The 25287-nt window shown below is 37.5% G+C and carries 25 protein-coding genes and 2 pseudogenes; 2 read left to right on the top strand and 25 right to left on the bottom strand.

All coding sequences use genetic code 11. The annotated features are described in order from the left end of the window. Positions 1–94: 94 nt before the first annotated feature. From ACP8HI_RS08425 to ACP8HI_RS08350, 16 genes and pseudogenes are all read right to left on the bottom strand, one after another. Positions 95–802 (bottom strand): metallophosphoesterase family protein, encoded by a 708-nt coding sequence (locus tag ACP8HI_RS08425; protein WP_438350651.1) that lies wholly within the window; start codon positions 800–802, stop codon positions 95–97. A gap of 237 nt (positions 803–1039) precedes the next feature. Beyond that, entirely contained in the window at positions 1040–1771 is a 732-nt protein-coding gene (locus ACP8HI_RS08420; RefSeq protein WP_438350650.1) for a class I SAM-dependent methyltransferase, read from the bottom strand. Between the two features lie 199 nt (positions 1772–1970). Continuing rightward, on the bottom strand, positions 1971–2504 hold the full coding sequence (gene pyrE, locus ACP8HI_RS08415; protein WP_438350649.1) for an orotate phosphoribosyltransferase: 534 nt from the start codon (positions 2502–2504) through the stop codon (positions 1971–1973). Positions 2505–2790: 286 nt separating this feature from the next. After that, on the bottom strand, positions 2791–3222 hold the full coding sequence (locus ACP8HI_RS08410; protein WP_438350648.1) for a GNAT family N-acetyltransferase: 432 nt from the start codon (positions 3220–3222) through the stop codon (positions 2791–2793). Positions 3223–3497: 275 nt separating this feature from the next. After that, a pseudogene (locus ACP8HI_RS08405) lies at positions 3498–4259 on the bottom strand (GNAT family N-acetyltransferase). 474 nt (positions 4260–4733) lie between these two features. Then, a complete protein-coding gene (locus ACP8HI_RS08400) occupies positions 4734–5849 on the bottom strand; it encodes an aminopeptidase (protein WP_438350647.1) in 1116 nt (371 codons plus the stop codon). A gap of 290 nt (positions 5850–6139) precedes the next feature. Then, entirely contained in the window at positions 6140–6469 is a 330-nt protein-coding gene (locus tag ACP8HI_RS08395; protein WP_438350646.1) for a DUF3221 domain-containing protein, read from the bottom strand. A gap of 217 nt (positions 6470–6686) precedes the next feature. Continuing rightward, on the bottom strand, positions 6687–7208 hold the full coding sequence (locus ACP8HI_RS08390; protein ID WP_438350645.1) for a DUF6886 family protein: 522 nt from the start codon (positions 7206–7208) through the stop codon (positions 6687–6689). Between the two features lie 215 nt (positions 7209–7423). Continuing rightward, positions 7424–7804, bottom strand: a complete 381-nt coding sequence (locus ACP8HI_RS08385; protein ID WP_438350644.1) for a hypothetical protein — start codon at positions 7802–7804, stop codon at positions 7424–7426. Between the two features lie 261 nt (positions 7805–8065). Next, on the bottom strand, positions 8066–8647 hold the full coding sequence (locus tag ACP8HI_RS08380) for a DJ-1/PfpI family protein (RefSeq protein WP_438350643.1): 582 nt from the start codon (positions 8645–8647) through the stop codon (positions 8066–8068). 255 nt (positions 8648–8902) lie between these two features. After that, positions 8903–9346 (bottom strand): GNAT family N-acetyltransferase, encoded by a 444-nt coding sequence (locus ACP8HI_RS08375; RefSeq protein ID WP_438350642.1) that lies wholly within the window; start codon positions 9344–9346, stop codon positions 8903–8905. Positions 9347–9584: 238 nt separating this feature from the next. Next, entirely contained in the window at positions 9585–10127 is a 543-nt protein-coding gene (locus tag ACP8HI_RS08370) for a GNAT family N-acetyltransferase (protein WP_438350641.1), read from the bottom strand. A gap of 291 nt (positions 10128–10418) precedes the next feature. Beyond that, the gene (locus tag ACP8HI_RS08365) at positions 10419–11207 is read right to left on the bottom strand and encodes a GNAT family N-acetyltransferase (RefSeq protein WP_438350640.1); all 789 of its coding nucleotides are present in this window, start codon (positions 11205–11207) and stop codon (positions 10419–10421) included. 352 nt (positions 11208–11559) lie between these two features. Then, on the bottom strand, positions 11560–11964 hold the full coding sequence (locus ACP8HI_RS08360; protein WP_438350639.1) for a hypothetical protein: 405 nt from the start codon (positions 11962–11964) through the stop codon (positions 11560–11562). 335 nt (positions 11965–12299) lie between these two features. Then, positions 12300–12760 (bottom strand): annotated as a pseudogene (locus tag ACP8HI_RS08355) (8-oxo-dGTP diphosphatase). Between the two features lie 102 nt (positions 12761–12862). Beyond that, on the bottom strand, positions 12863–13714 hold the full coding sequence (locus ACP8HI_RS08350; RefSeq protein WP_438350638.1) for a phosphotransferase: 852 nt from the start codon (positions 13712–13714) through the stop codon (positions 12863–12865). Between the two features lie 407 nt (positions 13715–14121). Here ACP8HI_RS08350 and ACP8HI_RS08345 point away from each other — a divergent pair, with 407 nt between their 5' ends. After that, the gene (locus tag ACP8HI_RS08345; RefSeq protein WP_438349894.1) at positions 14122–15330 is read left to right on the top strand and encodes an IS110 family transposase; all 1209 of its coding nucleotides are present in this window, start codon (positions 14122–14124) and stop codon (positions 15328–15330) included. Between the two features lie 153 nt (positions 15331–15483). On the opposite strand, the gene ACP8HI_RS08340 is transcribed toward ACP8HI_RS08345, so the two are convergent. The 7 genes from ACP8HI_RS08340 to ACP8HI_RS08310 all read right to left on the bottom strand — a co-directional run bounded on the left by ACP8HI_RS08340 (position 15484) and on the right by ACP8HI_RS08310 (position 22076). Then, complete coding sequence (locus ACP8HI_RS08340) at positions 15484–15909, bottom strand: NUDIX hydrolase (RefSeq protein WP_438350637.1); 426 nt, start codon at positions 15907–15909, stop codon at positions 15484–15486. A 297-nt stretch (positions 15910–16206) separates the two neighbouring features. Beyond that, positions 16207–16644, bottom strand: a complete 438-nt coding sequence (locus ACP8HI_RS08335; protein WP_438350636.1) for a hypothetical protein — start codon at positions 16642–16644, stop codon at positions 16207–16209. A gap of 317 nt (positions 16645–16961) precedes the next feature. After that, entirely contained in the window at positions 16962–17291 is a 330-nt protein-coding gene (locus ACP8HI_RS08330; RefSeq protein ID WP_438350635.1) for a hypothetical protein, read from the bottom strand. Between the two features lie 420 nt (positions 17292–17711). Continuing rightward, positions 17712–18182 carry an NUDIX hydrolase gene (locus ACP8HI_RS08325; protein ID WP_438350634.1) on the bottom strand — a complete coding sequence of 157 codons (471 nt, stop codon included), beginning with the start codon at positions 18180–18182 and terminating at the stop codon, positions 17712–17714. 242 nt (positions 18183–18424) lie between these two features. Then, on the bottom strand, positions 18425–18826 hold the full coding sequence (locus ACP8HI_RS08320; RefSeq protein ID WP_438348010.1) for a DUF4279 domain-containing protein: 402 nt from the start codon (positions 18824–18826) through the stop codon (positions 18425–18427). A 526-nt stretch (positions 18827–19352) separates the two neighbouring features. Next, positions 19353–20909: an ABC-F family ATP-binding cassette domain-containing protein gene (locus tag ACP8HI_RS08315; protein WP_438350633.1), complete on the bottom strand. Its 1557-nt coding sequence runs from the start codon at positions 20907–20909 to the stop codon at positions 19353–19355. Positions 20910–21002: 93 nt separating this feature from the next. Further along, a complete protein-coding gene (locus ACP8HI_RS08310) occupies positions 21003–22076 on the bottom strand; it encodes an LLM class flavin-dependent oxidoreductase (protein WP_438350632.1) in 1074 nt (357 codons plus the stop codon). Between the two features lie 159 nt (positions 22077–22235). On the opposite strand from ACP8HI_RS08310, the gene ACP8HI_RS08305 reads away from it, so the two are divergent. Beyond that, positions 22236–22877, top strand: coding sequence for a hypothetical protein (locus ACP8HI_RS08305; RefSeq protein WP_438350631.1), 642 nt, complete (start codon positions 22236–22238; stop codon positions 22875–22877). Positions 22878–22967: 90 nt separating this feature from the next. Here ACP8HI_RS08305 and ACP8HI_RS08300 read toward each other — a convergent pair whose 3' ends face one another. Both ACP8HI_RS08300 and ACP8HI_RS08295 read right to left on the bottom strand, forming a co-directional pair. Continuing rightward, a complete protein-coding gene (locus ACP8HI_RS08300) occupies positions 22968–24575 on the bottom strand; it encodes an alkaline phosphatase family protein (RefSeq protein WP_438351757.1) in 1608 nt (535 codons plus the stop codon). Between the two features lie 150 nt (positions 24576–24725). Beyond that, entirely contained in the window at positions 24726–25121 is a 396-nt protein-coding gene (locus ACP8HI_RS08295; RefSeq protein WP_438351756.1) for a CHRD domain-containing protein, read from the bottom strand. Positions 25122–25287 lie beyond the last annotated feature (166 nt).

Here is a 25287-nt window from a genome sequence, read left to right as displayed (position 1 = left end):
TCCACTCCTCCGAAATGCCTCGGTGGACCAAGGGCCGAATGGACCGATGCGTGAATATAGTGTTAGGTGATGTCCACTGCCCCCTTAAATCATGTCAAAATCTCTTTATATTTTCTGAAATATAGGTCTTGTCTTGAAAAATCAAACAATTTAATTGCATACCATATGCGCATCCTCCATCAATTCCTATTTTGTCATCATTGAACCAAATATCCGGTGTTCCATGGATATCTATTGTCCTCGTATGTCCAAATACGATTCGTTTGTTTAGATTGAAATTGGATCCAATGAATTCATCCTTAATATACATAAAGTCATGATCAGGCTGGTTCTTCCAATCCTTATAATTGGGATTCAATCCCGCATGTACATAAATGTGTTCATTGTCTTCGTGATATAAAGGTAATTGACCTAAAAAATCAATGTGATGACCAAACCGCGTCTTAATTGTTTCTCTCGCCTGATCCAAGATCTCATTAGAAATTTCGTTGTCTATATTACAATAACTTTGGAGGGTTTGAATTCCCCCATGTTCTATGAACTTTGATCTAACTAAAAAACTATCATTGTTTATCAAATCTACTAAACGTTGATCATGATTCCCTCGCAAGGCAATTACGTTATGTCTCTTAACCAGTTCAATTATTCTATCAACTACTTCTTTGCTGTTAGGTCCTCTATCCACATAATCGCCAAGCAAAATTAACTGATCATATTCCGAGTTGTATTTAATATGATGCAATATCTGATTCAATTGATCGATACAGCCATGTATATCACTAATCATAATTGTTCTCTTCATAGAATCTCCTATCGTACTAATGATATTAGATCTTGGGGGATTTCACCTAACGTTTTCGTGTTCACGACGTCCATTCCCCTTAGATAGCTCTTATCTTAGAGGAATGGATGTGTCCGACTGATTATCTTCCATGCAACTGAAATACTTCTAACACATTCACTCTTTAAAACTTCGGTCGGACCAAGAGCTTTATCCCGCGGCGTGAAAACTTTGTTAGATGATGTTACATTGATTTACCTACATAATTCTTTTTGCCTTAATTAATATAAAAGATGGTCTCTTTCTTTCGTTTATTAATTTGGGCATCTTCTCAAGACCTTCTGGAATTGATTCAGGTTCAACAATTTCTTGAACAACTAGCCCATTTTGTATCAATACATTAAGTAAAGTTGAAAGTTTTCTGTGGTATTTTATTACTCCATCTATCCCCCAAAACTGTGTTCTGAGTCCTTCTTCTCCATAATTATCAATAGGCCAATGAAGTATATTGTTATCGGAATCTTTAATCCATCCTTCTTTACTCTTATTTGACAATACAATGGGATGCTCTGTAGAAAACACCAAGTAACCATTTGGTTTAATCCATTTTGCAATCCTACTAATTAATAAATTATAATCCTCAATATAATGAAAGGCTAATGAACTGACTACCAAATCAAATTCATTATTATTGAAATCAATTTCTTCCATCGAACTATGGAGATAATGAATTTGAGAACGTTTTCTTGCCATATCTAACATCTTCTCTGAAATATCTACACCTGTAACATGAGTTGCTCCGTTATCGATAATGTAATTTGCCTGTTCTCCAAAGCCGCATCCCAGATCTAGTACTTGTAAATCCTTAAGGACTGGAAATAATTTTCTTATTGCAGGCTGTTCAATAAAGTCATTGTATGTGATTCTCGTTTCTCTTAAGTTCTTATACATTTTAAAGAACTCTGGGTTGTCATAAAGGTTCTGCATCATGTTTTACCTCCACAATTATCTTCGTAGTTTCCTCTAACGTTGCGCATTCTTGACGTTCCAAGCGGCTTAAGTGACCCAAGGGAACGGGTCGTCAGACTTAGCCGTTTGAATGTGTCGCCTGAATTCACTTCTTTAAAATCCCTCTCGGCGACCGTGGAGTAAAAACGACGATGTAGGAATGTTATGTTAGATGATGTCACTACCTTCTTGATTTACCGGCGTCTATTAACTCTTCCATCTTGAATAGTGAATGTACCTTTAGTCCGATCTCTTCTAGCATTCTTCTTCCTTCTGGATTTCGTTCAATCACACATATCACATCTTCTACTATTGCTCCCGCTGCTCGTAAGTCATTCGTACTTAATATTACTTGTCCACCCGTAGTTACTACATCTTCAATAATACATATTCTCTTGCCTTCTATGCTTGTCCCCTCCGCTAGTTTACATGTTCCATATTCCTTTGCTCTCTTTCTTACAAACGCAGCAGGAATATTTGATTTTAGCGAAAGTGCAGTAGCTATTGGAATTCCTCCCATTTCGAGCCCAGCTAGAACTTCTATCCCATTAGGTATTAATGGAACTAATTCCTCGGCTACTTTAGCTAATACTATCGGATTGGATTCAAATAGATACTTATCAAAATATTCATTAGAAACTTGACCTGATCTTAGAGTAAACGTCCCCGTTAAATGTGCTATTTCGTAGATCTCTCTTGCTAAATTATTTATCATATTGATCTCCTCTAGTGTACTTTAATTATAGTAGTGTAGTGATTTCATCTAACGTTTTGCATTCCTGACGTTCGAGTCGCTTAAGGGCCGTAGGTCCGGGTCGTCAGACTTAGCTGGTTGAATGTATCCCTGAATAAACCCCTTGGAAATCCTTCTTAGCGATCAGGGGCGAATACCCGTAATAGGAATGCTGTGTTTATCCGATGTTAACGACCCCTTTAATTCACAAAAAAATGTTTCTTCGCCTTTCTAAGGTCGTATAATATATTCTGTTAATATTTTCGGCTTATAATTTCTTTTGAAGTAATACTTCTTCCTGTCTATAATATCTTGATCTTTCATATGTCTTTATAGCAATCTCATTTTTTTTGCCTGTTAGAACCTTTACATTGGTAACACCTCGTGCTCTAAGTTCTTCCTCTAAAAAAGTAATTAATAAAGTTCCCAATCCTCTTCCCCGAGCAACTTCTGTAATATACAATTCTGTAATTTCCCCTTGGAGACCACGATAACAAAATGATTTAAAATATTGGGCACAAGCAAATCCAACTGGCATATCGTCAATGACAGCCAAAGCAATCAGTTCATTAGTTAAAGTAAGATTATCTTTTACTTCATCTATGGACATTCCTACTCCATTAAAAGCATAATTGAGCATAACAAGATCGGCTGTATCATTTGTGTTCACCCATCGGATATGAATATTCATTTCTTTCATAGCATGACCTCCAATAATACTAGAGTTACAGATCTACTAAGTCTTTAATGGATTTATTTTCGTTAATTTCGGATAACATTCCGTGTTCACGACGTCCATTCCTCTAAGCTGTTAGAGTCATGCGACCAGCACGATCTCGGCCGGCCGCGATGCAGTTGGGTGAATCGATGTGTCCTGGCATCAACTTCTCCGACTTTTCTACCGGGACCGAGGCAGCTTGTCCGCCGATGCGTGAACACATTGTTTATATGATGCCGACGACTTCTTCGAAAGACCTACGTATGGTACCAATACATTGGATGTTCATCTATCTTCTCAAAACATAATTTTACTGCTAAATTATTCGATTCAATATTATCTGAATGACAACACCAATTAGGTGTTATTTTCCTGCTAAGACATTCTCTAATAAAAGCAAGCCCAAGTTTAGTCGCAAGTCCTTGCCTCTTATAGCTTTCGATCGTAATAATATCGATCTCCGCATAGCTCCCACCTATATATGGTGAGGTACAAACACTAATCAAAACATTGTTTCTCTTCAAAAAATGTCCAACCCCAAATTCACAAAAATGATGGTTAGTTTCCCAAACCATCTTGTAATATGGGTAGAATTTCTCGCGATAATCATTTGATATCTCTTCGTCCAAGATAATATATTCGTATCCATTATCAAATTCTAACGCTATATCTGCAAAATCTTCTATAAATCTATTTTGATTAAATTGATAGTAAGATCGCTGTATTTTCCTAGAAGAATCAATATGATACTTATTGAATTCCAAATCCCATTACTTGGAAAATAATCCCAATGCGAAAAAACCATTATGATTAGACTTTTCATTCATATATCGCGCAACAGATTCATTGAAGTGATCATCATCTTCTTGCCCTGCTAAGCAATAAAACCCTCCAGAACTTGTGATAAACGTTGTTGTAGGCTGTTGCATGTCATTGACAAATATCCTTCCTTTTTGAATTTGTTCAATAACTGAGAGTGTATATACAGCTCGATTTTGAATGTCATCTAGCAGCGGCATTACCGCTGTAAACTGTTCTTTATTTAATTCATACATATTTCACCTTCTAAATATAGTATTCTTACTTTCGTCGGTTTCATATAACTACCCTCATTCCTGACGTTCAAACGGCTTAAGTGACAAAAGGGAACGGGTCGTGAGACTTAGCCGGTTGGATGTGTCGCCTGAGTCTGCTTCATTGATATTCCCCTTGGCGACCGAGGAGTGTCAGCGACGATGCTTGAATACATTTTTAGACGAGGTTATTGATTCTTTGAATTGCTAACATATCCTTTAGTCCTTCTTGAGTAATTCTTCGTTCCATAGTGAAATAAATACGGATGCCTTCACTAAATATCTAATTTTGCGAAGATAGGCCAAAGTTTTCCATTTTTTTAAATGTAGCCCGAAAAGGAGAAAATGGATTGTATGGAACTTTCTATACTTTCGGAACGGTCTTCTGGTTAAAAATGTATAAATATTAAGTCGATATCATCACTTTAAGTTTTCAGGGTTTAATCCTTTTAAAATATCAAGAATAAACATTCCATCTTTGCGGATTAATATATCATCAAACCATATCTCTCCTCCGCCGTATTCAGGCCTTTGGATATTAACAATATCCCAGTGAAGCTCGGACCAATTCTCATTTCCAGGTGAACTAACTGGAACACATCCAGGTGTAAAGTGAAAGCTTCCCCATATTTTTTCATCAAATAAAGTATCTTTCATTACATTCTCAATATATGGATTAAGACCAATTCCAAATTCACCAAAATACCTCGAGCCTTGATCCGTATTCAGTAATTTATTAATTCTTTCTGAATCATTTCCGGTAGCATGTATAATTTTACCGTCCTTAATTTCAAAACGAATGTTCTCGTAAGTAAAGCCCTCTTTTAAAGAAGGTGTATTATACGAGATAACTCCGTTGACGGAATCTTTAACTGGCATTGTATAAACTTCTCCATCTGGAATGTTCATAATTCCTGCGTCTTTAATAGAGGGCATGCCTTTAATCGAAAATGTTAAATCTGTTCCTACTCCCAAAATTCTTACTTTATCTGTTTGATCCATTAACTCAACTAGATTATCCATAGCTATATCCATTTTTGAATAGTCCAGATTACATACATTAAAATATAAATCCTCAAAATCCTCCGTTGACATGTTCGCCAGCTGTGCCATGGCATGATTGGGATAACGAAGAATACACCATTTCGTATGGTTGTAACGTCTGCCATTGATCTGTTGAGAGTAATACTTTCTATACAACCCCATTTTCTCAGGAGAAACACCACTTAATTCACTCATATTCTCCCCAGCTCTAATAAGTATGTAGGCTTGCATATCGTTTACTCTATTAAGGTCGTAAGATGCCATTGCTATTAATTGTTCCTCAGTACAACCGATTAATATCTCTCTTAATATCTCATGATTATTTATTAATAGAAATGGGACTCCACCAACGAGATAAGCCTGTCTTACCAATTCTTTGGCCAAGGGGATTTCCAAACCATCAACCTCAATTAATACTTTTTCCCCTCGTTGTAGCTTCACCGAATATTGAATAAGATTTTTAGCAAGTTGTTCAATTCTTGGGTCTTTCATAGTTAGTCTCCTTCAGTACTTCATTATATTTGTTGTTCATATCATTGCTGATAGCATTTGGATACTTGTAGATGTTTATCAAACAATAATTTCATCTAACGTTCCCGCATTACCGACGTCCAAACGGCTTAAGTGACCGTAGGTCCGGGTGGCTTTGCCACTTAGCTGGTTGGATGTGTCGCCTGACTCCACTTCTATGAAATCCCTCTTCGCGACCAAGGAGCGTTAGCGACGATGCTGAAAAACATTGTTATGTGATGCCTATTCCCTCGTTGAAACACCTCCAAATATTATTCCTTTACTATCTTTATTTCTTTGGCATCTGCTTGTGAGGGGTATGATTCGTCGATTCCACCCTTAATTTTGTAATGTATTTTTTGACCAGGCTTTAAATTTCTTGTATTGGTTCTTAACCATATTGCTTCTCCGACATACTCACCCATAATATCCTTCCAAGTCTTGTTCATATATTTCTTGTCAACCACTAAAATACGATTTTCTGTTACTTCTATAATAAATCCTCCACCTTCATTTGGATACCGGTTTATTGCAGACCCTTCCTTGGAACTGCAACCAGCAAGTAACATCACCATCATAGCCAATACCATAATTCTCTTCATTGCGTCACTCCCTTGAGAATTTACATAGCATAGGTTTCACATAACGTTCGCACATTCCTGACGTTAAAGCAGCTTAAGTGACCAAAGGGAACGGGTCGTCAGACTTAGCTGGTTGAATGTATCGCATGAATAAACCCCTTGGAAATCCTTCTTGGCGATCAAGCGCGAATGCCCGCAGTAGAAATGCTGTGTTATACGTAGTTTCTTCTTCTTCGTATTATCTAATCGTTCTTATTGCATTATCAAATTTATGTATTCCAAAATCGTTTATTGAAGATTTCAATAACTCATCTCGAATCGTGTTTATATTTGGTGTAAATCTTACTTCGACATTCATACTCATTAGTCTTTCTAATCCATTATTAATTATTGTCTTACCAATTGGTTCTACTTCCTCATAAGAAATATGGTAGCCTGCTGTTTCATCGAACAGTGAAAAGGTATCGTTTGGCATTTCATATCTAATTAAAGGTGTATTCAATATTTTCTTATACCAACTTGTCTCCACTGTTACGACCACATCAGCATTCGTCGTTCCAAAGAATCTTATTTGATCTTGTTCCGTTATATTAACACTCCTCGTATATACAATGCGTGGGCAGCTTCGAGGGAAGAAAAAAGTGAATTGATGTTCGTCATCAATAGCCCAAACAACTGGCGGCATATCTTTTCTATTTTCTTTAACTCTTGGCTTGAAGATAGATATTTTCTCTTCTTCGCTAAAATGATATAACTTCATTGAGTTCCCCCCATTCATACTGAACTAAGCAATTGCGTATAACGTTTTGCATTCCTGATGTTCGAGCAGCTTAAGTGACCAAAGGGAACGGGTCGTCAGACTTAGCTGGTTGAATGTATCTCCTGAATTCACTTCTCTAATATCCCTCTTGGCGATCAAGGGCGAAAGCCCGCAGTAGGAATGTTCTGTTATATGATGCACCCTCTCCCCTGGATCTACTTACGGATTTTATTTATTTCTTCTACAAGTATTGTATATCTTTCTGAACGTAATAATAATTCGTTATACATAAACATGTATTGAAAAGTAAATTTCGGATCTAAATCCTCCTTCTTATATCTTTTCAAAGTGTTTAAATAATCAATGAAAAAGTCCAATTGCTTTTCTGTTCTCTTATTAATATTTGCTTTCACTAAATAGTCAGATAACTTATTCAGTTTATCTGTAATGTAACTAAAAATCGGATTAATCACTTCAGTTTGAATATTAATATTTTCACTACCCGATTGTACTAATCTCCACTTTTCATCAAAACATTCTTTATTGTGATTAAGTAATACAAATATTGGTCTTAGTAAGTCTACTTCCTGTTCCATCTTCTTAATTTTCCTATTAATCAAAAAAGATATTATCTTAATCATCCTTTCAAATAGAATTTAAAATATCTTTTTTGATTTGGGGAGTTTCATATAACGTTCGCAAATTCCTGACGTTCAATCGTCTTAAGTACCATAGGTCCGAGTCGTCAGACTTAGCTGGTTGAACGTATCGCTTGAATAAACCCCTTGGAAATCCTTCTTAGCGATTAAGGGCTAGGAATGCTCTGTTAGATGAAGCACCTGTCATCTTTGCGATACCTACACTTCAATAATCCCTTGTACTTCATATGGATAGTCAATTTGTTTCTTTATGATTTCAACTGCATCCTTGTTTACAAAAAGCTCAACTATATATAATGCGAGGTCAATTGATGCCGATACTCCCCCGGCTGTTATTAGGTTACCATCTCTTACAATTCTAGTTTTAATAACTTCTTTGCAATAGGGTTCTAGTAATTTATAAGCATTTGGATGGGTTGTTGATTTCTTATTCTTTAAAAACCCCGCAGCTCCCAGTAAAAGTGAACCTGTACAAACAGAAACTATGTAATTAACATTCTCAGCTTGTCGTAACCATGAAATAAATTCCTCATCAAATCTAAGCTCTCTTGTTCCCATTCCTCCGGGGACAAATAATAAGTCATATTCTGATAGATCTGGCTTGATCTTGTTTACTTTAATTGTTAATCCTAATTCATCGGATATTTCTTCTGAAAGACCACAAATATCCCAGGTTGTTCCTTTTGTTTCTTCAAACAAATTCAAGCGATAGATAACATCATAAAATCCAATAAAGTCTAAAAACGTAACCCCGTTAAAGAGAACAATACCAATCTTCAAATGAATAACCTCCCATATTTAATCGCACTTACAGGTATTTCATCTAACGTTGCGTGTTTCTGACGTCCAAGCGGCTTAAGGACCGTAGGTCCGGGTGGCTCTGCCACTTAGCCGGTTGGATGTGTCACCTGCATTAGCCTCTCTGAAATTCCTTCTAAGCGATCAAGGGCGAATTCCGCAGTAGGAATGTAGTGTTATCGGATGGATACGTCCTCTTTGATATACTTCGAAATGCTTGTGGACATTATTAATCTATCACTTCAACTTCTTCTTCAAAAAAAATTGTCTTATTCCATCTGGGTATTCATCATTAACTCCAAAGATCTCATAACCCATATTTTTATAAAATTCCGGAGATTGATATGAAAAAGTACAAGTATGAGCAAATGTACATCCGAGTTCTTTCCCCAGTCTTTCAGCTTCAGTTATCATGACTTTTCCATATCCTTTATGTCTATATTCATCAGCTATCCAAAAAACATCAAGATACAAGCCATATAACCAAGTTTCACAAAATAAACCTCCCATAGCTTTTCCTGATTCATCTTTCAAATATAAATTTATATCCTTGCCAGGTTTTTTTAGGAATTCATTGGTTGCACGAACATTATATTGATATAAATTATTACAAACCTCTTCATAATCAGTATCATTCGAATCTAATGTGATCTTAATATTCTCTAAAATGATATCGGACATATTAGTCTCCCTCATCAAACATAAGTGATTTTATTAATAATTTCCTTTCGTATCTTTCCAATAACGTTTGGTATTCCTGACGTTCAAGCAGCTTAAATGACCGAACGTCAGACTTAGCTGGTTGTATGTGTCGCTTGAATCTGCTTCTTGAAATCCTACTTGGTGACCAAGGAGCGACAGCGACGACGTAGGAATGTAATGTTATAAGATGTCTCCGCCTTCGAAGCTAAACTATGGTTTATATTTTTCTTTTCTTTAACGTATTTATTAGTGACTCTTCCCAATTTTTACGATTCAAATAATAATATATCAATTTCTCTCTAAGCTCGGACTCTCTTTTGAAACCAAGTCTATTCATCAGTACATTAGACCTTTCATTCTCGGGTTCAACAGTTGCATCAATCACTTCTAGTTTCACCACAGTAAATCCATATTCAATAACAGCTGCCATCACTTCACTCATTAATCCTTTTCCCCAGTAGGGTCTCGATAAATCAAAGCCAACCTCTGCTGTAAGATCTACTTCTCTAATAAAATGAAAACCGCATGTACCAACTAATTCATTATCTTCTTTACTAAACAGACCCCAACGACAACCCGAATCTTCTAGATGATATTTAATAATTTCTTCAGCTTCTTTAATGTTTTTACATGGTTCAATATCCATAAATTTTGTAACATTATCATCTGAAAAATGTCTAAATACTTTTTCAGTATCACCAAGTGTTAAAATTCTAAGGTGTAATCTGTCTGTCTCTATAGCTCTATACTCAAATTTCATTGTGTCACCCTAGCCTCTCAAATTCATTGTTTTACCACTAAAGCAGTTCTAACACTAAGTAGTTTAGTATTTGCTCTAATACTTTTTGTTTTTACGGAGACTTCTTATAACGTTGCGTATTTCTGACGTCCAAGCGGCTTAATGACCGAAGGTTCGGGTGGCTTTGCCACTTAGCCGATTGGATGTGTCACCTGACTTCACTTCTTCGAAAATCCCTCTTGGCGACCAAGGAGCGTCAGCGACGATGCTGAAAAACTTTGTTATATGATGCCGACGACTTCTTCGAAATACCTACGTATGGTACCAATACATTGGATATTCATCTATCTTCTCAAAACCTAATTTTACTGCTAAATTATTCGATTCAATATTATCTGAATCACAACACCAATTAGGTGTTAATTGCCTTCTAAGACATTCTCTAATAAAGGCAACCCCAAGTTTAGTCGCAAGTCCTTGCCTTTTATAGCCTTCAATTGTAATAATATCGATTTCCGCATAGTTTCCGCCAATATATGGCGAAGTACAGACGCTAATCAAATCATTGTTTCTTTTCAAAAAGTGTCCAACTCCAAATTCACAGAAATGATGGGTGGTGTCCCACACCATCTTGTAATATGGATAGAATTTCTCGCGATAGTCATTTGAAATCTCTTCGTTCAAGATAATATATTCAAATCCATCATCAAATTTCAAAGCTACATCTGTAAACTCTTCGTTAAATCTATCTTGATTAAATCGGTAGTAAGATCGTTGTATTTTCTTAGAGGTATCAATAGAATACTTATTTAATTCCAAATTCCATTTTTCAGAAAATAATCCCAATGCGAAGAAACCATTATGATTGGACTTTTGATTCATATAACGCACAACAAATTTATTGAAGTTATCATCGTCTTCTTGTCCTGCTAAGCAATAAAATCCACCGGAACTTGTAATGAACGTTGCTGTCGGATTTAGCATGTCATTGACAAATATCCTACCTCTTTGTATTTGTTCAATAACTGAGAGTGTATACACAGCTCGATTTTGAATATCATCTAGCAGCGGCAATGCCAATGTAAACTGTTCTTTACTCAATTCGTGCATATTTCACCTTCTAAAATAGCATTTTAATTTCGTTGGTTTCATATAACGTATCCGCATTCCTGACGTTCAAGCGGCTTAAGAACCGTAGGTTCGGGTGGCTTGGCCACTTAGCCGGTTGGATGTGTCGCCTGATTCTACTTCTCAGAAATCGCTCTTGGCGACCAAAAAGCGCATGCGACGATGCATGATTGTTTTGTTATCTGATGGATTGGACCCACTTCATTGATTAGAGACATGGACGTCGGCCCACATTCTTGTAGTTCTTATCGATAATTTACAGTCTATTTATTTCTTTATCTTTATAGATCTATAATACTTATATATACTTTAAAATCGGTTATATCTACCAACCCTGAATATCGATACTGTAGGGTTGCTCAAGTATATAAATCGTTCCTGCCTGAATCCCAATCCCAACTAAAATTATTAATATTGCAAATAAAACATGGGAAAATCCAACTTCTTTGAAGAACTTATTAATAATAACAAATATCAATGCGTAAATTAGTAAAGAAAAAAATGAAATAAGTCCGCTAAATAAACCTCCTAAAAATTGTACCTTATAATGTTCTGGATAGGTAATTAAAAAAAATCTATTTACAGCGTACGAAATCGTTACAGATAAAATGAACTCGAAAGTTATTAGAATTAACTTTTGGATTCCCCCTAATTTTTTGGGCATTATGGATTGGGTGATTAGAAAAATCATAATCACAAACATTAATATTAAAATAGCAACAAAATCCATCACACTAATCTCCATTCTTGTCCATGAGATAGACCTAAACTTATTCTATTTAATCTGTTTTGACCTTATTCTACAAGTTTCTTTTGAAAGAATTATTCAACCTCAAGCAACAGGATGTTGCGGATGAAATACTTTTTAGTCCAAAGGCCGATCTTTCAGATAACGTTCGCGCATTACCGACGTTGATTTCCCTTAGATAGCTCTTATCTTAGGGAAATCAATGTGTCGCCTGAATCCTCATCCTCGATACGCCCCTTGCGATCAAGGGGCGAACGCCTCGCAGTAGGAATGTCATGTTAGCTGATGTAGTTGCCATCTTCGACATAACTGTAAAATCAGGTTTCTCTTATATGTACTTCTTTCTCCCCGTCTTCCCAAACTACATGAATTTCAAATGTCCCATCTTTGAAAAAGTAGGGAAGCCTTCTTCTGATAGATTGTTGCATTGGCAAATGTTCTAAATCTGAGATCTTAACCCATTCCGGTTTACCTTCTTTGGAATCCAGCAATAATTCTCCTGAAAACTCATTTGTTAAGTAATTTAAAATAATGTATCTATCATTAGCTTCTTCATTTACATACTCATAAATCCCTTTAAACTTAAGGTTCTTAACGCTAAGTCCAGTTTCTTCCTTTACTTCTCTTATCGCACCTTCATAGGACTTTCAGGAAATTCCAATTTACCTCCTGGAGCAATGTATCCCTTAAATTTATCATGGGTTCTATTAAGCATTAAAACCTTATCCCCATCTTGCACCATACATAAAGTCCACATCTTATAATTTATGTCTTTCATAAGTAGTTCACCTCATCGATATATCTTCATTGAAAAATACTGCAACTATTTCAGCTAACGTTTCCGTGTTCACGATGTCGCCTCTTCCTGAGATACTTAAGCTTATTTTTTTGCATTCAGGTTTCTTCTTATTTCTTGAATTAATAGGTTCTTTTCACTATCTGAAATTGCATCAGCTGATAATTTCCGCGCTGCAACAGGTGTGATCCAAGGAAGAACTTCATCATAGGTAATACCAGTTAATTTAGTATATTCATCCATAAAAATATTAATTATAGGCTCTCTTATTGAATCAAAGAATTCCGAAATACTATTTGGGAGATACGATGGTAATATCGCATATGTTATCATAATAATATATTCAGCTAAGTCTGCTTCAGGATTCCCTATTGAAGCATTCATCCAATCAATAATTACAGCCTTGCCATCGTTTTTAATTAGAATATTCCCTGGATTTGGATCCCCATGACATAATAATTGTTTGGAAGGTAAGGTATCTAGGATGGAGATAACTGCCTCTTTCTCCGCTAATGATAAATATCCAACATTACGTATTGAGTGCTCTATATTATTTCTTTGAGATGATGGTAAACTGACATCAGATTTATTATGTATTTCATTTAGTATACGAGCAGTTATACAGATGTCCTCTCCATTAGTATCTGTTGTGCTTGTATTGGGAGTTAGTACTTGTTTCAAAAATCGCTCCATTATTGTTTCTCCATAAATCCTTTCAAAAACAATACCAGGTCGACCATCAATCTCCAACAACTCATATGGTCGAGCTACAGGAAGCCTATTATCCCATGCAATAAGATTATTATGAAATTCTCTTCGCATAGCCTCATAGTCTGTATTATGCTTTGCTAATTTTATTATTTTTCCGCTGTCCTCCCACTCAAAAACTTCGGAGCAACCACCTTCACCAATCTTACTTCCAAGTAATATACTCATACTTGATACCTCCCTTTCTTTTGGCGATTTCAGATAACGTTGTTGTATTCACGACGTCCATTCCCCTTAGATAGCTCTTATCTTAGGGGAATGGATGTGTCCGCAGTTTATGCTTCTTGAATTTGCTACTGCGGACCAAGGGGCGAATGCCCCAAAGCGTGAATACTATGTTGGTATTCTCAGTTCATACCCGACTGGCTCGGGGATGAACTTTTTCTTTATACTGGAGGAAACACTGGGCTGAAAAACGCATGCTTTGTTGGGACATAGATCCCGTCGCATAAAGTGTTTTACGCCCTCGCCTTTTGTTCATACCCCGATTCAGCTGGTTGGGCCTTTGAGCCCGTATCACCGTGCCAACCTGTGGAGATCAAAAGTGCTGGCCCCAGTGAAACTAAGGAGGTTATATGAATACACCTGTTCTAAGTATCGATGTTGCTAAAGGTAAGAGTGTTGCTGCTGCTTTTCTTTCTTACCATGACTGTATGTACAAACCATTTCCATTCTCTCATACTCATGACGACCTCAATCATCTCCTATCGATCTTGCTGCAGATGAAGGAAGCCACAGGCCATGAACCCAACGTTGTTCTAGAAGCTACTGGAAATTATTCCAAACCCCTTGTATCTTTCTTTACTTCACATGGCTATTCTGTCATTGTTCTCAATCCATTACTTACTCATCAGCTGAAGCAAAAGGCGGTACGGAAGGTCAAGACCGACCCGATCGATGCCATACGTATTGCTCATGTCTTCTACCTCCAATCTCCTGAACCTCAAGTAGAACTAAGCGATTCTGTTCAACAGCTTCGTGTCATTTGTCGACAATACCAGCATTGGACAGGCCTCTATGGCGAGACACAGCTTCATTTCCGTGCCGTTCTTGATCTTATCTTTCCGGGGTATGACAAGGCCTTTCACAAAGTCTGTAACCGTACTTCTCTTGAACTGTTATCTCGTTATCCAACTCCCAAAGAACTCTTAGAGGCAGATCATGAGGAGGTCATTGAGTTACTCCTCTCCAATCGCAGAGGTCGGGATTGGAATGAATCGAAACTAGTACAACTGCTTGCCATTGCTAACAACAGTCTTCCTGATCTCCATGCCATTCAGGCCCAGAAGATTGTTCTTATGCACTATATTCAACTGCTAAAGACCTATCAGGACTGTATGAAAGATCTCTTGGTAACCATGCAGTCGATGGCTGAGTCTATAGAAACCTACCACCTTCTACGAACGATTCCAGGAGTGGGTCCGTTAACTGCTGCCATGTTCATCGCTGAAATTGGAGATATTAAAAGGTTCCCGTCCGTTAAACAGCTAACAGCTTTTGCCGGGCTAGACTCAGCTGTTCACGAATCAGGAACCTTCAAATCCAAGAAGAATCGAATATCTAAACGGGGCTCTTCTTACCTTCGAACGGCTCTTTATCAGGCTACCGTTGCCGCCATTTCCAAGCAAATTCATGGCCCAAGAAATTCGATTCTCTTCCAATTCTATCAGCAAAAACGGACAGAAGGCAAACCGGCAAAAGTCGCAATTGTCGCTACTTCTCACAAGCTTTTACGCATTGTTTTTGGAATGTGGAAGTCTGGTCAGGCATTTAACTGTGGTTAAGACTGAAATTAGTAATTAAATTCCAGAAAAACTTACTCTTGTGGGTAGGTTTATTTAAGTATGTCTATCTTATTCCTATGAAAATATTATTAATGATAGGGTTGACTTTGATTAGCTGGTTTAGATGATGCCTGCGGCCTCTTGAGATACCTTTTAAATATTCTTCTTATCAATAAACTCAACACAAAAAGGGTGCATTTCAGGTTTTAAACAATACTCTATTCTTTGTCTAAAGTCCTTCCATTCAACTTTGTTTAGTCCATCTTCAATCGGGAAGAATCCTGACTCCAAGCTTTCTAATGATTGAGTCAATTCTCCACCTATTGGCTTCGCTAGAAATAGAGTGTTACAAATTGAATTTCCTACGTTCTGAAATATTCCGCAGAATTTGATAATTTCTATATCTATTCCCGATTCTTCTTTTGTTTCTCTTATAGCTGCTTGACTCAAGGATTCTCCTTCTTCTACTTGACCACCAGGCATCTCCCATCCTCTTCTTGGCCCTTTAATAAGTAATATTTCATTCTTTTCATTTATTACAATTGCTGCTGCAGAGACGATATGTTTTGGTGGGGTCATTTTAATGCTCCTTTTAATGAGTATTATATTTTTTAGATCTTGAGGTTTTTTTATTTGTTTTCGTAGATTTCATCTAACGTTTGGCATTCCTGACGTTCAAGCAGCTTAAGTGACCACCGGGAACGGGTCGTCAGACTTAGCTGGTTGAATGTGTCGCCTGAATAAGCTTCACCGAAATCCCCCTTGGCGATCAAGGGCGAATGCCCACAGTAGGAATGCGGTGTTATAAGATGTCAGCGCCTTCTTCGAAATACATACTCAATTCCACTATCGCTCCCGTTTGTTTAAGCACATCTTTCACAATTCTGCTTTTATCTTTCCTATTATAAAACCAACCGTAAACACCAACAACATCGAAAGATATGAAATAATAGTTATGGTTGTACCATGAATTACATCCGTAAACAGTAATGACAATTTAGTACCAGACCAAATAAATGGTAGCATATAATATTGACTAATAAGTGCTAAAAACATATTTCTGCTTTCATCATCTAAAAGTACAAATTGCCATAAATATAATAAAAATGAAAGTAACCAAATACTATTACCTATAAAGAAACTCTTCACTGTGTTGGCGCTTAAACAAGAAAACTTCATTCCTATCCAGAACCAAAAGACCGCAAAGACAAGTTGGCTCAAAAGTGGGGGTATTATTAGCATAAAGGTGTTGGATACTAATCCATATATAAGTGGAACTAGTATCCATATAGGCATTTTTTTATTTTCTGTCACTTTGTCATCTCCCTATCTTTTTATTTCACTAACCTGCCCATCAGTATAAATCTACAAAGAATGAATGGCTTTTGATTTTTCTGTTTTTGCGCTGATTTCTTATAACGTTACCGTATTCACGACGTCCTACCACCTAAAGCCCGAAGGGCGGCCGCCACGCGGTTAGGTGGTGGGATGTGTCCGGCTGAATCTGCTTCCTCGATACTGAAAATCCACCCCGAATCCACTTCTAACTTCTGCCGGAACAAGGGCCGAATGGCCCGATGCGTGAATATATGGTTATAAGATGTCGGCGACTTCTTGAATTACTACCAAACTCATCTTCTTTCAAACCATGCTTTATCAATAAATTTTTCCCATTCAATAATTAATTTCTTGTACTTTATGATCCAGTAGCCAAAATCAGAATTATTTTTCAGTGAAGTTGATCCATCAAATCTATGAATACAATAACTATCTATCGTCTGTAATTCTTCATTCTTGAGCACTTCAAAATCAACCAATAATTCAGCAATTTCAAGTTCAATCTTCTGCGCATCTTCTTCTACAATAATTCTATTCTTACCTTTAATACCTGAAGTATCATATAAAATCGATTCTAAGATCTCAAAATCAACAAAGGTAAATAGAGCCTGATCTGTATACATTGCTTTGCCTGTATTATTAAGAGGATGTTCTGACTCTACATCTATGTGCTCAAAGATTATTAATAAATTCTGCCCTACGGTTGAAACTTCTTCTACAATGCAATCGTGTAATGAAATAAGGTTTAATGTATCTTCTGAAATGAATTTAATGAGAAGCCCCCCTCTCTTTAGATTTGAATCTGATTGGTCTTCGCCGATTTCTTATAACGTTTCCGCATTACCGACGTCCAAGCTGCTTAAGGACCGTAGGTCCGGGTGGCACTGCCACTTAGCTGGTTGGATGTGCCACCAGAATTAACTTCTTCGGAACTTCCTCCTGGTGACCAAGGGAGCGTAGCGACCGCTGTGGTAATGCATTGTTATACGACGGTCTCTCTTCTATGAGATGCTTTCAAATCATGTATTAAATATATTTTCTTACTAAGTAGTTCTTATATGTTTAATAATACTCATTTCCTCAATGTTTTTGTTTGATAGTAATTCTAACAATCCATCCGGCACAAGCTTTTCAGTTGGATTATTGATAAAATCTATTATGGGTTTCCATACTGCCTTGTATTTAACTTCTCCTTCTATTCCATCAATTTCATGTTTGTTATACAAATTTGCATCAGTTAATTCTGCTTCATATATAAAATCAATTTCATGGCCGATTTGATCCATGTACTTAAAAATGTTCTCAATCACAAATATTAATTTTGGTGCTGTTATTTCTGCATTAATTTCTTCTCTTACTTCTCTTATTACAGTTTCTTTAGTATTTTCTCCGTACTCCACCGTACCGCCAACAGGTCTATAAAATGTCTTCATTACATCTTTATCAAATGTTTCTTCAACTAAAATCTGATCGCCTCTTCGAATTAGACATAAAGAAACTGTTCTTATTTTCATTTAAGCTCTCCTTAACTTATGAGATAAAGCCAAAAACAAAAATGCATTTAGAGACTGTCGTATAACGTTTGTGCATTCCTGACGTTGATTTCCCTTAGATAGCTCTTATCTTAGGGAAATCAATGTGTCGCCTGAATTCTCTTCCTCGAAATGCCTCCGGCGACCAAGGGGCGAATGCCCCTCAGTTGGAATGTGATGTTAGGTGATGTCCTGCTCTTCTGCGAATTTTCTAACGTCATTTCTTAGCTATAAATGCATAGATCAATATCAATTTCTGCCCCAAGATCATGAAGAAATTTTATGATTTCTTTGTTTAAATATATTGCTGGTTTTACATTATTCTCAATATTAATAACAACATCAAATTTACATTCTAGTTTATTCTGTCTAATTAATTTTACTATTTCGTCTTCTTGATTCTTAATAAGTTCCTTAATCTCATCTATTTGATCATTTATATCTAATGATTCTTCATACTCTGTGGCAAGTTCCCAACACGTTTCCTTACGAAATAAATTTCCTCTAATATTATCGCCCTTGAACCAAGTTCTAGTTGGAGTAATTAATAGAGTATCAGTTATTATTCCTGGATCAAACTCATCTCCGAATATACTAAATTCGACTTTTATATTTGTTTTATCCATCTTTGAGTTCTCCTTAAATAATATGTCTTTAGCAGGATTTCACCTAACTACTAATCTACGAACTCGTTTATCCCTCTTGTACAGCTGTATATACGAGTTCGCTTATCCATCCTCCACAGGATGATAGACGAAGCTATTCATGATTACCCCAAATTATACCATCTAATTGGCTTTGAAAGCAGTAAATATCTTTCAGATTGATACTGTTGTGGATTTCGGTTGTTTTAGAGTGTGTGTGTAATGTAACTAGCTTAGATATTCATAAAACAAATACAAGCCCATGGATGCGTAACGTATTCGTTAGCATTCCATAGGCTTGTTCATCAAGTAGAAACGGCTTCGTCATCCTTTGTCAAGGAATTTATGCTTGCGATGCTTGCGATACTTCGTATCGCTTTGAGGCACCCGTTTCAGCGGAAATATAAGAATTAGAGTATCAAGAATCAATTTCATAATTACGCAACTCGATTTAGCTGCACCGGCGATTATGAAATTGATTCAAGTGAAACTTATACTTTCTTATATTTTAAAATACTTTCGTAGTCCAAGATTCGCAATTCCATATATCTGTTGCGACGTCTTGGTAAAACTCGGGTTCGTGAGAAATCAGTAGTATACTACCTTTGTACGCTTTCAGTGCACGCTTAAGTTCTTCTTTCGCATCCACATCCAGGTGGTTCGTCGGCTCATCTAGTACGAGTATATTCGACTCACGATTAATGAGCTTGCATAGACGCACTTTTGCTTTTTCTCCACCGCTCAGAACAGTGATCTTGCTCTCAATATGTTTTGTGGTTAGTCCGCATTTCGCAAGCGCAGCACGCACTTCGTATTGTGAAAGTGAAGGGAAGGTCTCCCATATTTCCTCGATACATGTATTATAGTTGCCTTCCTTCATCTCTTGCTCGAAATAGCCAATCTCTTGGTTATACCCAAGCTCTATTGAACCAGACAATGCAGGGATTTCACCTAGAATACTGCGTAATAAAGTCGTTTTTCCGATTCCATTCGCACCGACAAGTGCTATTTTCTGTCCACGCTCCATCAGCAAATCCAGCGGTCGAGATAACGGACTATCATAACCAATGACAAGTCCTTTTGCTTCAAATATAGCTTTCCCGGCCGTTTTTCCATCTTTGAAGTTAAATTGTGGCTTTGGCTTGTCCTTTGAAAGTTCGATGACATCCATCTTGTCGAGCTTCTTTTGTCTAGACATCGCCATATTACGAGTAGCTACACTAGCTTTATTGCGAGCAACGAAGTCTTTCAGTTCTGAAATCTCTTGCTGTTGCCGAGTATAAGCGGATTCAAGCTGCTGTTTCCGCATCTCATACACTTGTTGGAATTGATCATAATCACCAACATAACGGGTCAGCTTAAGATTCTCCATATGGTAGATTAAGTTAATAACGCTGTTCAGGAACGGCATATCATGTGAGATCAGAATAAAAGCATTCTCATACTCTTGTAGATAGCGTCTCAGCCATTCAATATGCTGCTCATCCAGATAGTTCGTCGGCTCATCGAGGAGCAGAATATCTGGCTTTTCTAGTAATAGCTTGGCAAGCAATATTTTCGTACGTTGACCACCGCTAAGGTCATTCACATCGCGATCCAGTCCAATGTCTGTGATTCCCAAACCTCGTGCCGTCTCCTGTACCTTCGCATCGATCATATAGAAATCTTGACTTGTTAAAGTATCTTGGATTGTACCTACTTCTTCAAGCAGCTTCTCTAGCTCTTCTGGTGTAACATCGCCCATTCTGCCATACATATCGTTCATCTCTTGCTCAAGATCGAATAAGTATTGGAATGCACCTCGTAATACATCTTGAATCGTTAACCCTTTGGTCAGATCAGCATGCTGATCGAGGTAGCCGACCCTCACTCTTTTGGACCATTCTACCTTACCTTCATCAGGTTGTAACTTATCTGTAACAATGTTCATAAAAGTGGATTTACCTTCGCCATTCGCGCCGATTAATCCGATGTGCTCGCCTTTAAGCAGGCGGAATGATACATCCTTGAAGATTGCACGATCTCCAAAGCCATGACTTAATCCTTCAACATTTAATATGCTCATGAATAGACACCTTTTTCATATATTTTTCTCGTTATATTATAATCATGATTAAGATAAAACTCAATGGAGAAGTAAATATTCATCCTATTAATATCAGCGGCTTGTTTCCCTCCGCACAACTGGAGCAACCTCGGTTGCCAATAATTCTATGCTCTTAGCAACTTTAGCGAAAGGAATACCTCCAATATCAAGTTGCATCATAAAGCGTTGATGTCCAAATAACTCATATTGGTGTAGGATTTTCTCGATAATTTGTTGTGGACTACCCACAAATAATGCCGTATCAGGACTGGCCATTTGCTCGAACTCAGCACGAGACATTTTTAACACAGCTTTACCAAGTTGATGGTCAACATGTTTGCGATAATTTGAATAATAAGGATAGTACTCCTGTTTGGCTTGCTGGGTAGTCGTAGATATGTAGCCATGCCCTGTAATACCCACCTTAAGATTCAATAGATCGTGACCACTTTCGATTCCCGCTGAACGATAAGTATCAACAAGCGGTTTAAAGCGGATAGGGTCGCCACCAAGGATGGCCAAAGCCATACCAGTTCCCATTCTTCCTGCTCGTTCAGCGCTTTCAAGTGTACCACCCACACCAATCCAGATCGGTATTTGCGCTTGGAGTGGTCGAGGTGCGATTTCAACTTCACTTAGTGTAGATCGGAATTGACCCTGCCAAGATATTGTCTCATGATTATTTAATTGTTGAAATAACTCAAAGTTCTCATTAAATAGCTCATTGTAGTCATTTAAACTATACCCGAAAAGCGGAAAGGATTCCAAGAAAGCCCCACGACCAGCGATAATTTCTGCTCGTCCATTCGATAGCAAATCCAACGTTGCAAATTCCTCGAACAATCGTACAGGATCTACCGTGCTTAACACGGTTGTAGCACTAGTTAGTCTGATTCTCTTCGTTATTTGAGCAATAGCAGCTAAGACCACTGAAGTCGCGGACACTGCATAATCTAACCGATGATGTTCACCGATTCCCAAGACATCTAGCCCTGCCTCATCAGCTAGCTTGGAAGCTTCCAGAATCTCTTGAAGTCGTTGTTGGGTACTAATGGTTTTACCACTTAGTGGATCGGGTACGATATCTCCTAGAGTGTAAATCCCAATTTCAATACCTGTATGTTTCTTTCGTGTGATTCCGTCCATCGCAGCTTTCCTCCAATTATAATAACTTCTCGTTATATTCTAATTGTAACATGCTCCTCATGATGGTCTACATAGAATATATGATTCATATACATAGACAAGCTGATATACATATTCTGAATGGCTGAAAACTTTCCGAAAGGATGTGATTGTCCCCATATGACTCACCTATTACCGCTGAAAGTAGAATATCTTCTTATGTTTGGGATAGCCCTATTCTGGACTATCGCCTATATTCTCATTATTTATAAAGGGTTTAAGGATCAATCCTGCGGAATGCCTCTAGCCGCTATTTGTGCAAACATTACTTGGGAGTTTCTATTAACCTTTATTATGCCGTTTCATCCGATTCAGCAAATCATAACTTTGGTGTGGTTTCTATTAGACTGCATTATTCTGCTCCAATTTCTCTACTATTCTAAAAGAACCTATCCAAAACGTACGCTTCATATTTCTGTCTTCTCATTAATGGTCATAGCTTTTCTGTTGCAGTATGGAATGGCAGTTGAATTTCATGATACAATGGGACTTTATTCGGCCTTTGGCATCAATCTACTGATGTCCATCTTTTTCATAAAAATGCTGTTGACCAAAGATCTACAAGGCCAATCCCTATCTATCGCTTACTTCAAAATGATAGGCACCTTATGCGCTTCGATCCTCTGCTATTCTTTCTACCCGCAATCACTTTTATTAACGATGATGTATATTCTAATCTTTATACTGGACGTTGTGTACACAATACTGATCTATAATAAATCAATCACAATTGTTCACAAGTCGGCTATCTACATAGAATGAACTACAGACGAGAAGTGTAAACTTTAATTCAATCTATCTATAGATAGCCACTTATTCCTTTTTTCTAAAATACTCAAAAAAAGAAATCATTCATTGCTCCTTTGTTAGAAGCTTAAGCAGAAATGATTTTAAATCAATGATCCGCAAATATTGCGGCTTTTGATCAGTTCCACTCACGATAAGTGGAACCAGGGATTCCATTTGGCCAAGAGCTCCATGACCTCCGCCACCTTTGTGCGTTGGTGAGCTTCTGTCTGCTAATTCATAACCAGCCTTTGCCGTGACTACCAAAAACTCTCCAGCATGAGAATGTAAAGCTCCTGATAACCGTTGCAGTGCATCCGGATATTGACCATAGATCAATGTATGACGCTGAGCGTTTATTTTCAAATCCAACACCTCCACATCTTGTTCGACCGCCCATCTTTGTTGATAAGGATCGATCAACTTTCCATTGGCTTTAAATCTGAGCTCTTTGGAGGTTTCACCTTGAATTGCGTAAATCCACCCCTTTTCTTTCCATGAAATGATATCGATGCGTGGATCAGCTTTTAATAAATAGGCAATGTCTCTAAGCTTGTCCGCTTTAAGATGATAGACATAAGCCATGGTTTCATTTACGGCAAGCACGGTTTCTGTTTCGTCCGTTACTGATTCACCCTGACGCAACACTTTATAGTCTTTTAAAATGGAAGGCAAATCAACAACCGGGTTATCTTCGGCAGACAATATTGGGGTCATTCCACTATCTCCAACGATAACAAAAATCGCTTTGTTCAAAGCTTCTTCTGGTGAACCAAAGCTTTGCAATAAAGATTGAAGCTGTCTATCTACTTCCTTTACTCCATTAAGCTCTGAAGGGCCATTCTTATGAATCTTTTGATCTAAATCAGGTAGATAAATATATAAAAAATCGGGTAATTTATTTTCCTTTATTAAATAACTGGCGGTTTCAATGGAATATTGGTTATTCAATCCCATCCGATGGGTTAACCCATCAGGCAGTTTTTCAATCCCTTTAAGTGGATCAGACAATGCACCCAACGCTAAATAATCCGGTCCTTTTACAGGAATTGATGGTGGTAAAGATGTTGGACCTTGAATCCAGGGGGGAATGGATAACGTATGATCAACGGTGCCCCGATAAATCAAACCGTTTATACTGCCGGATTTCTTCCCAATTCGGGCTAAGTCTTCGTAAATGGTAGGTAGTTGCCGATTTAAGTGGCTACCGTTCAAGTTAACTAACGCATCAACTAATACCGGGTCAACTCCATGTTTGATAATCTCCATCGGTCCAGTTCCATAATTAATGAGCTTCTTTTCTTTCGTCGAATACCATGTCAAACCAGGCACACGATGACCATCCGGATATGCTCCTGTAACCAGAGAACTATCAATCGTCACAGACATGGTAGGAAAAGAACTGACTACATCCTTATAATATTGGCCATGTTCGATCAAAAATTGTATGGTGGGAAGTTCATTTTGTGCTCTGCCTTTATCAATGGCTTGAGCCATTAATGAATCGACCACCAATAGGATAACTTTCTTTGTATTCAAACTGTCTATGGATTTTACTCGGACTAAATCTTGTTCTTTCTGTGCTAAATTCGATTTTTGGCATCCAGAAGCTACAATCAATATAAAGATCAGCAGCAGAAACAGACTCATTTTTTTCGCATGAATAAAGATCACCAACCTATCTATCAATATGCTTATTATGTATATGCTGTTCCATAAGCCAACTTTTATACATGCCCATGCTCCCTGCTTGCTGATTACTCTATTCAGCATAGGCAGGGACTCGGCTCAGTTTGTGTTCTTTATTGTGTCGATATCTTTCAATTACGTGCTGATTTGTCCTCGAATTTCACCATCTGGATGCTCTACGTTATGCACGTTAACATAAGTGTTCCCAGCTCTGATCTCACGGATTAAATCAGTGAGAGTTTTGCCTTGTAGAGGACCGACCAGATCACGGCTGTTCAGAACACCTCTCACAACACCTCGTCTAACTGAAATGCCAAATTTACTCGGACCGAACAAAAAAGCGACAACAGGGCCGTTTCGCCCCCTCCGTCCAAGATGGATATGAGCTTGAGTAACTTGGGAGATATTATTGATGACAAGGTGGAATCTTAGTTGAGTAGCATTAGCATTAAGCCGAAAAACCGCATTTCCTGTAGCAATAGTTCTGACAGGTGGTACCTGGTTCCGTCCAGATAAGAAAGCTCTAAAGATTCTGATAAGTCTTCACTCCCCTCTTTTTACGATACTCTAATGTATTCGAAAAGGAGAAGAATCGATTGTTTATTAGCCTATCCGGCAACAATAAATACATCAAGTTCAACTCCAATCACATCTTATAAAATCCCGCTCCAACAACCGTAAAAGCAATGTGAGAATG

Origin of the sequence: Paenibacillus sp. FA6 (assembly GCF_051550225.1) — a bacterium.
Lineage (GTDB): Bacteria > Bacillota > Bacilli > Paenibacillales > Paenibacillaceae > Paenibacillus_AQ.
This window is presented reverse-complemented; position numbering and strand designations above follow the sequence as displayed.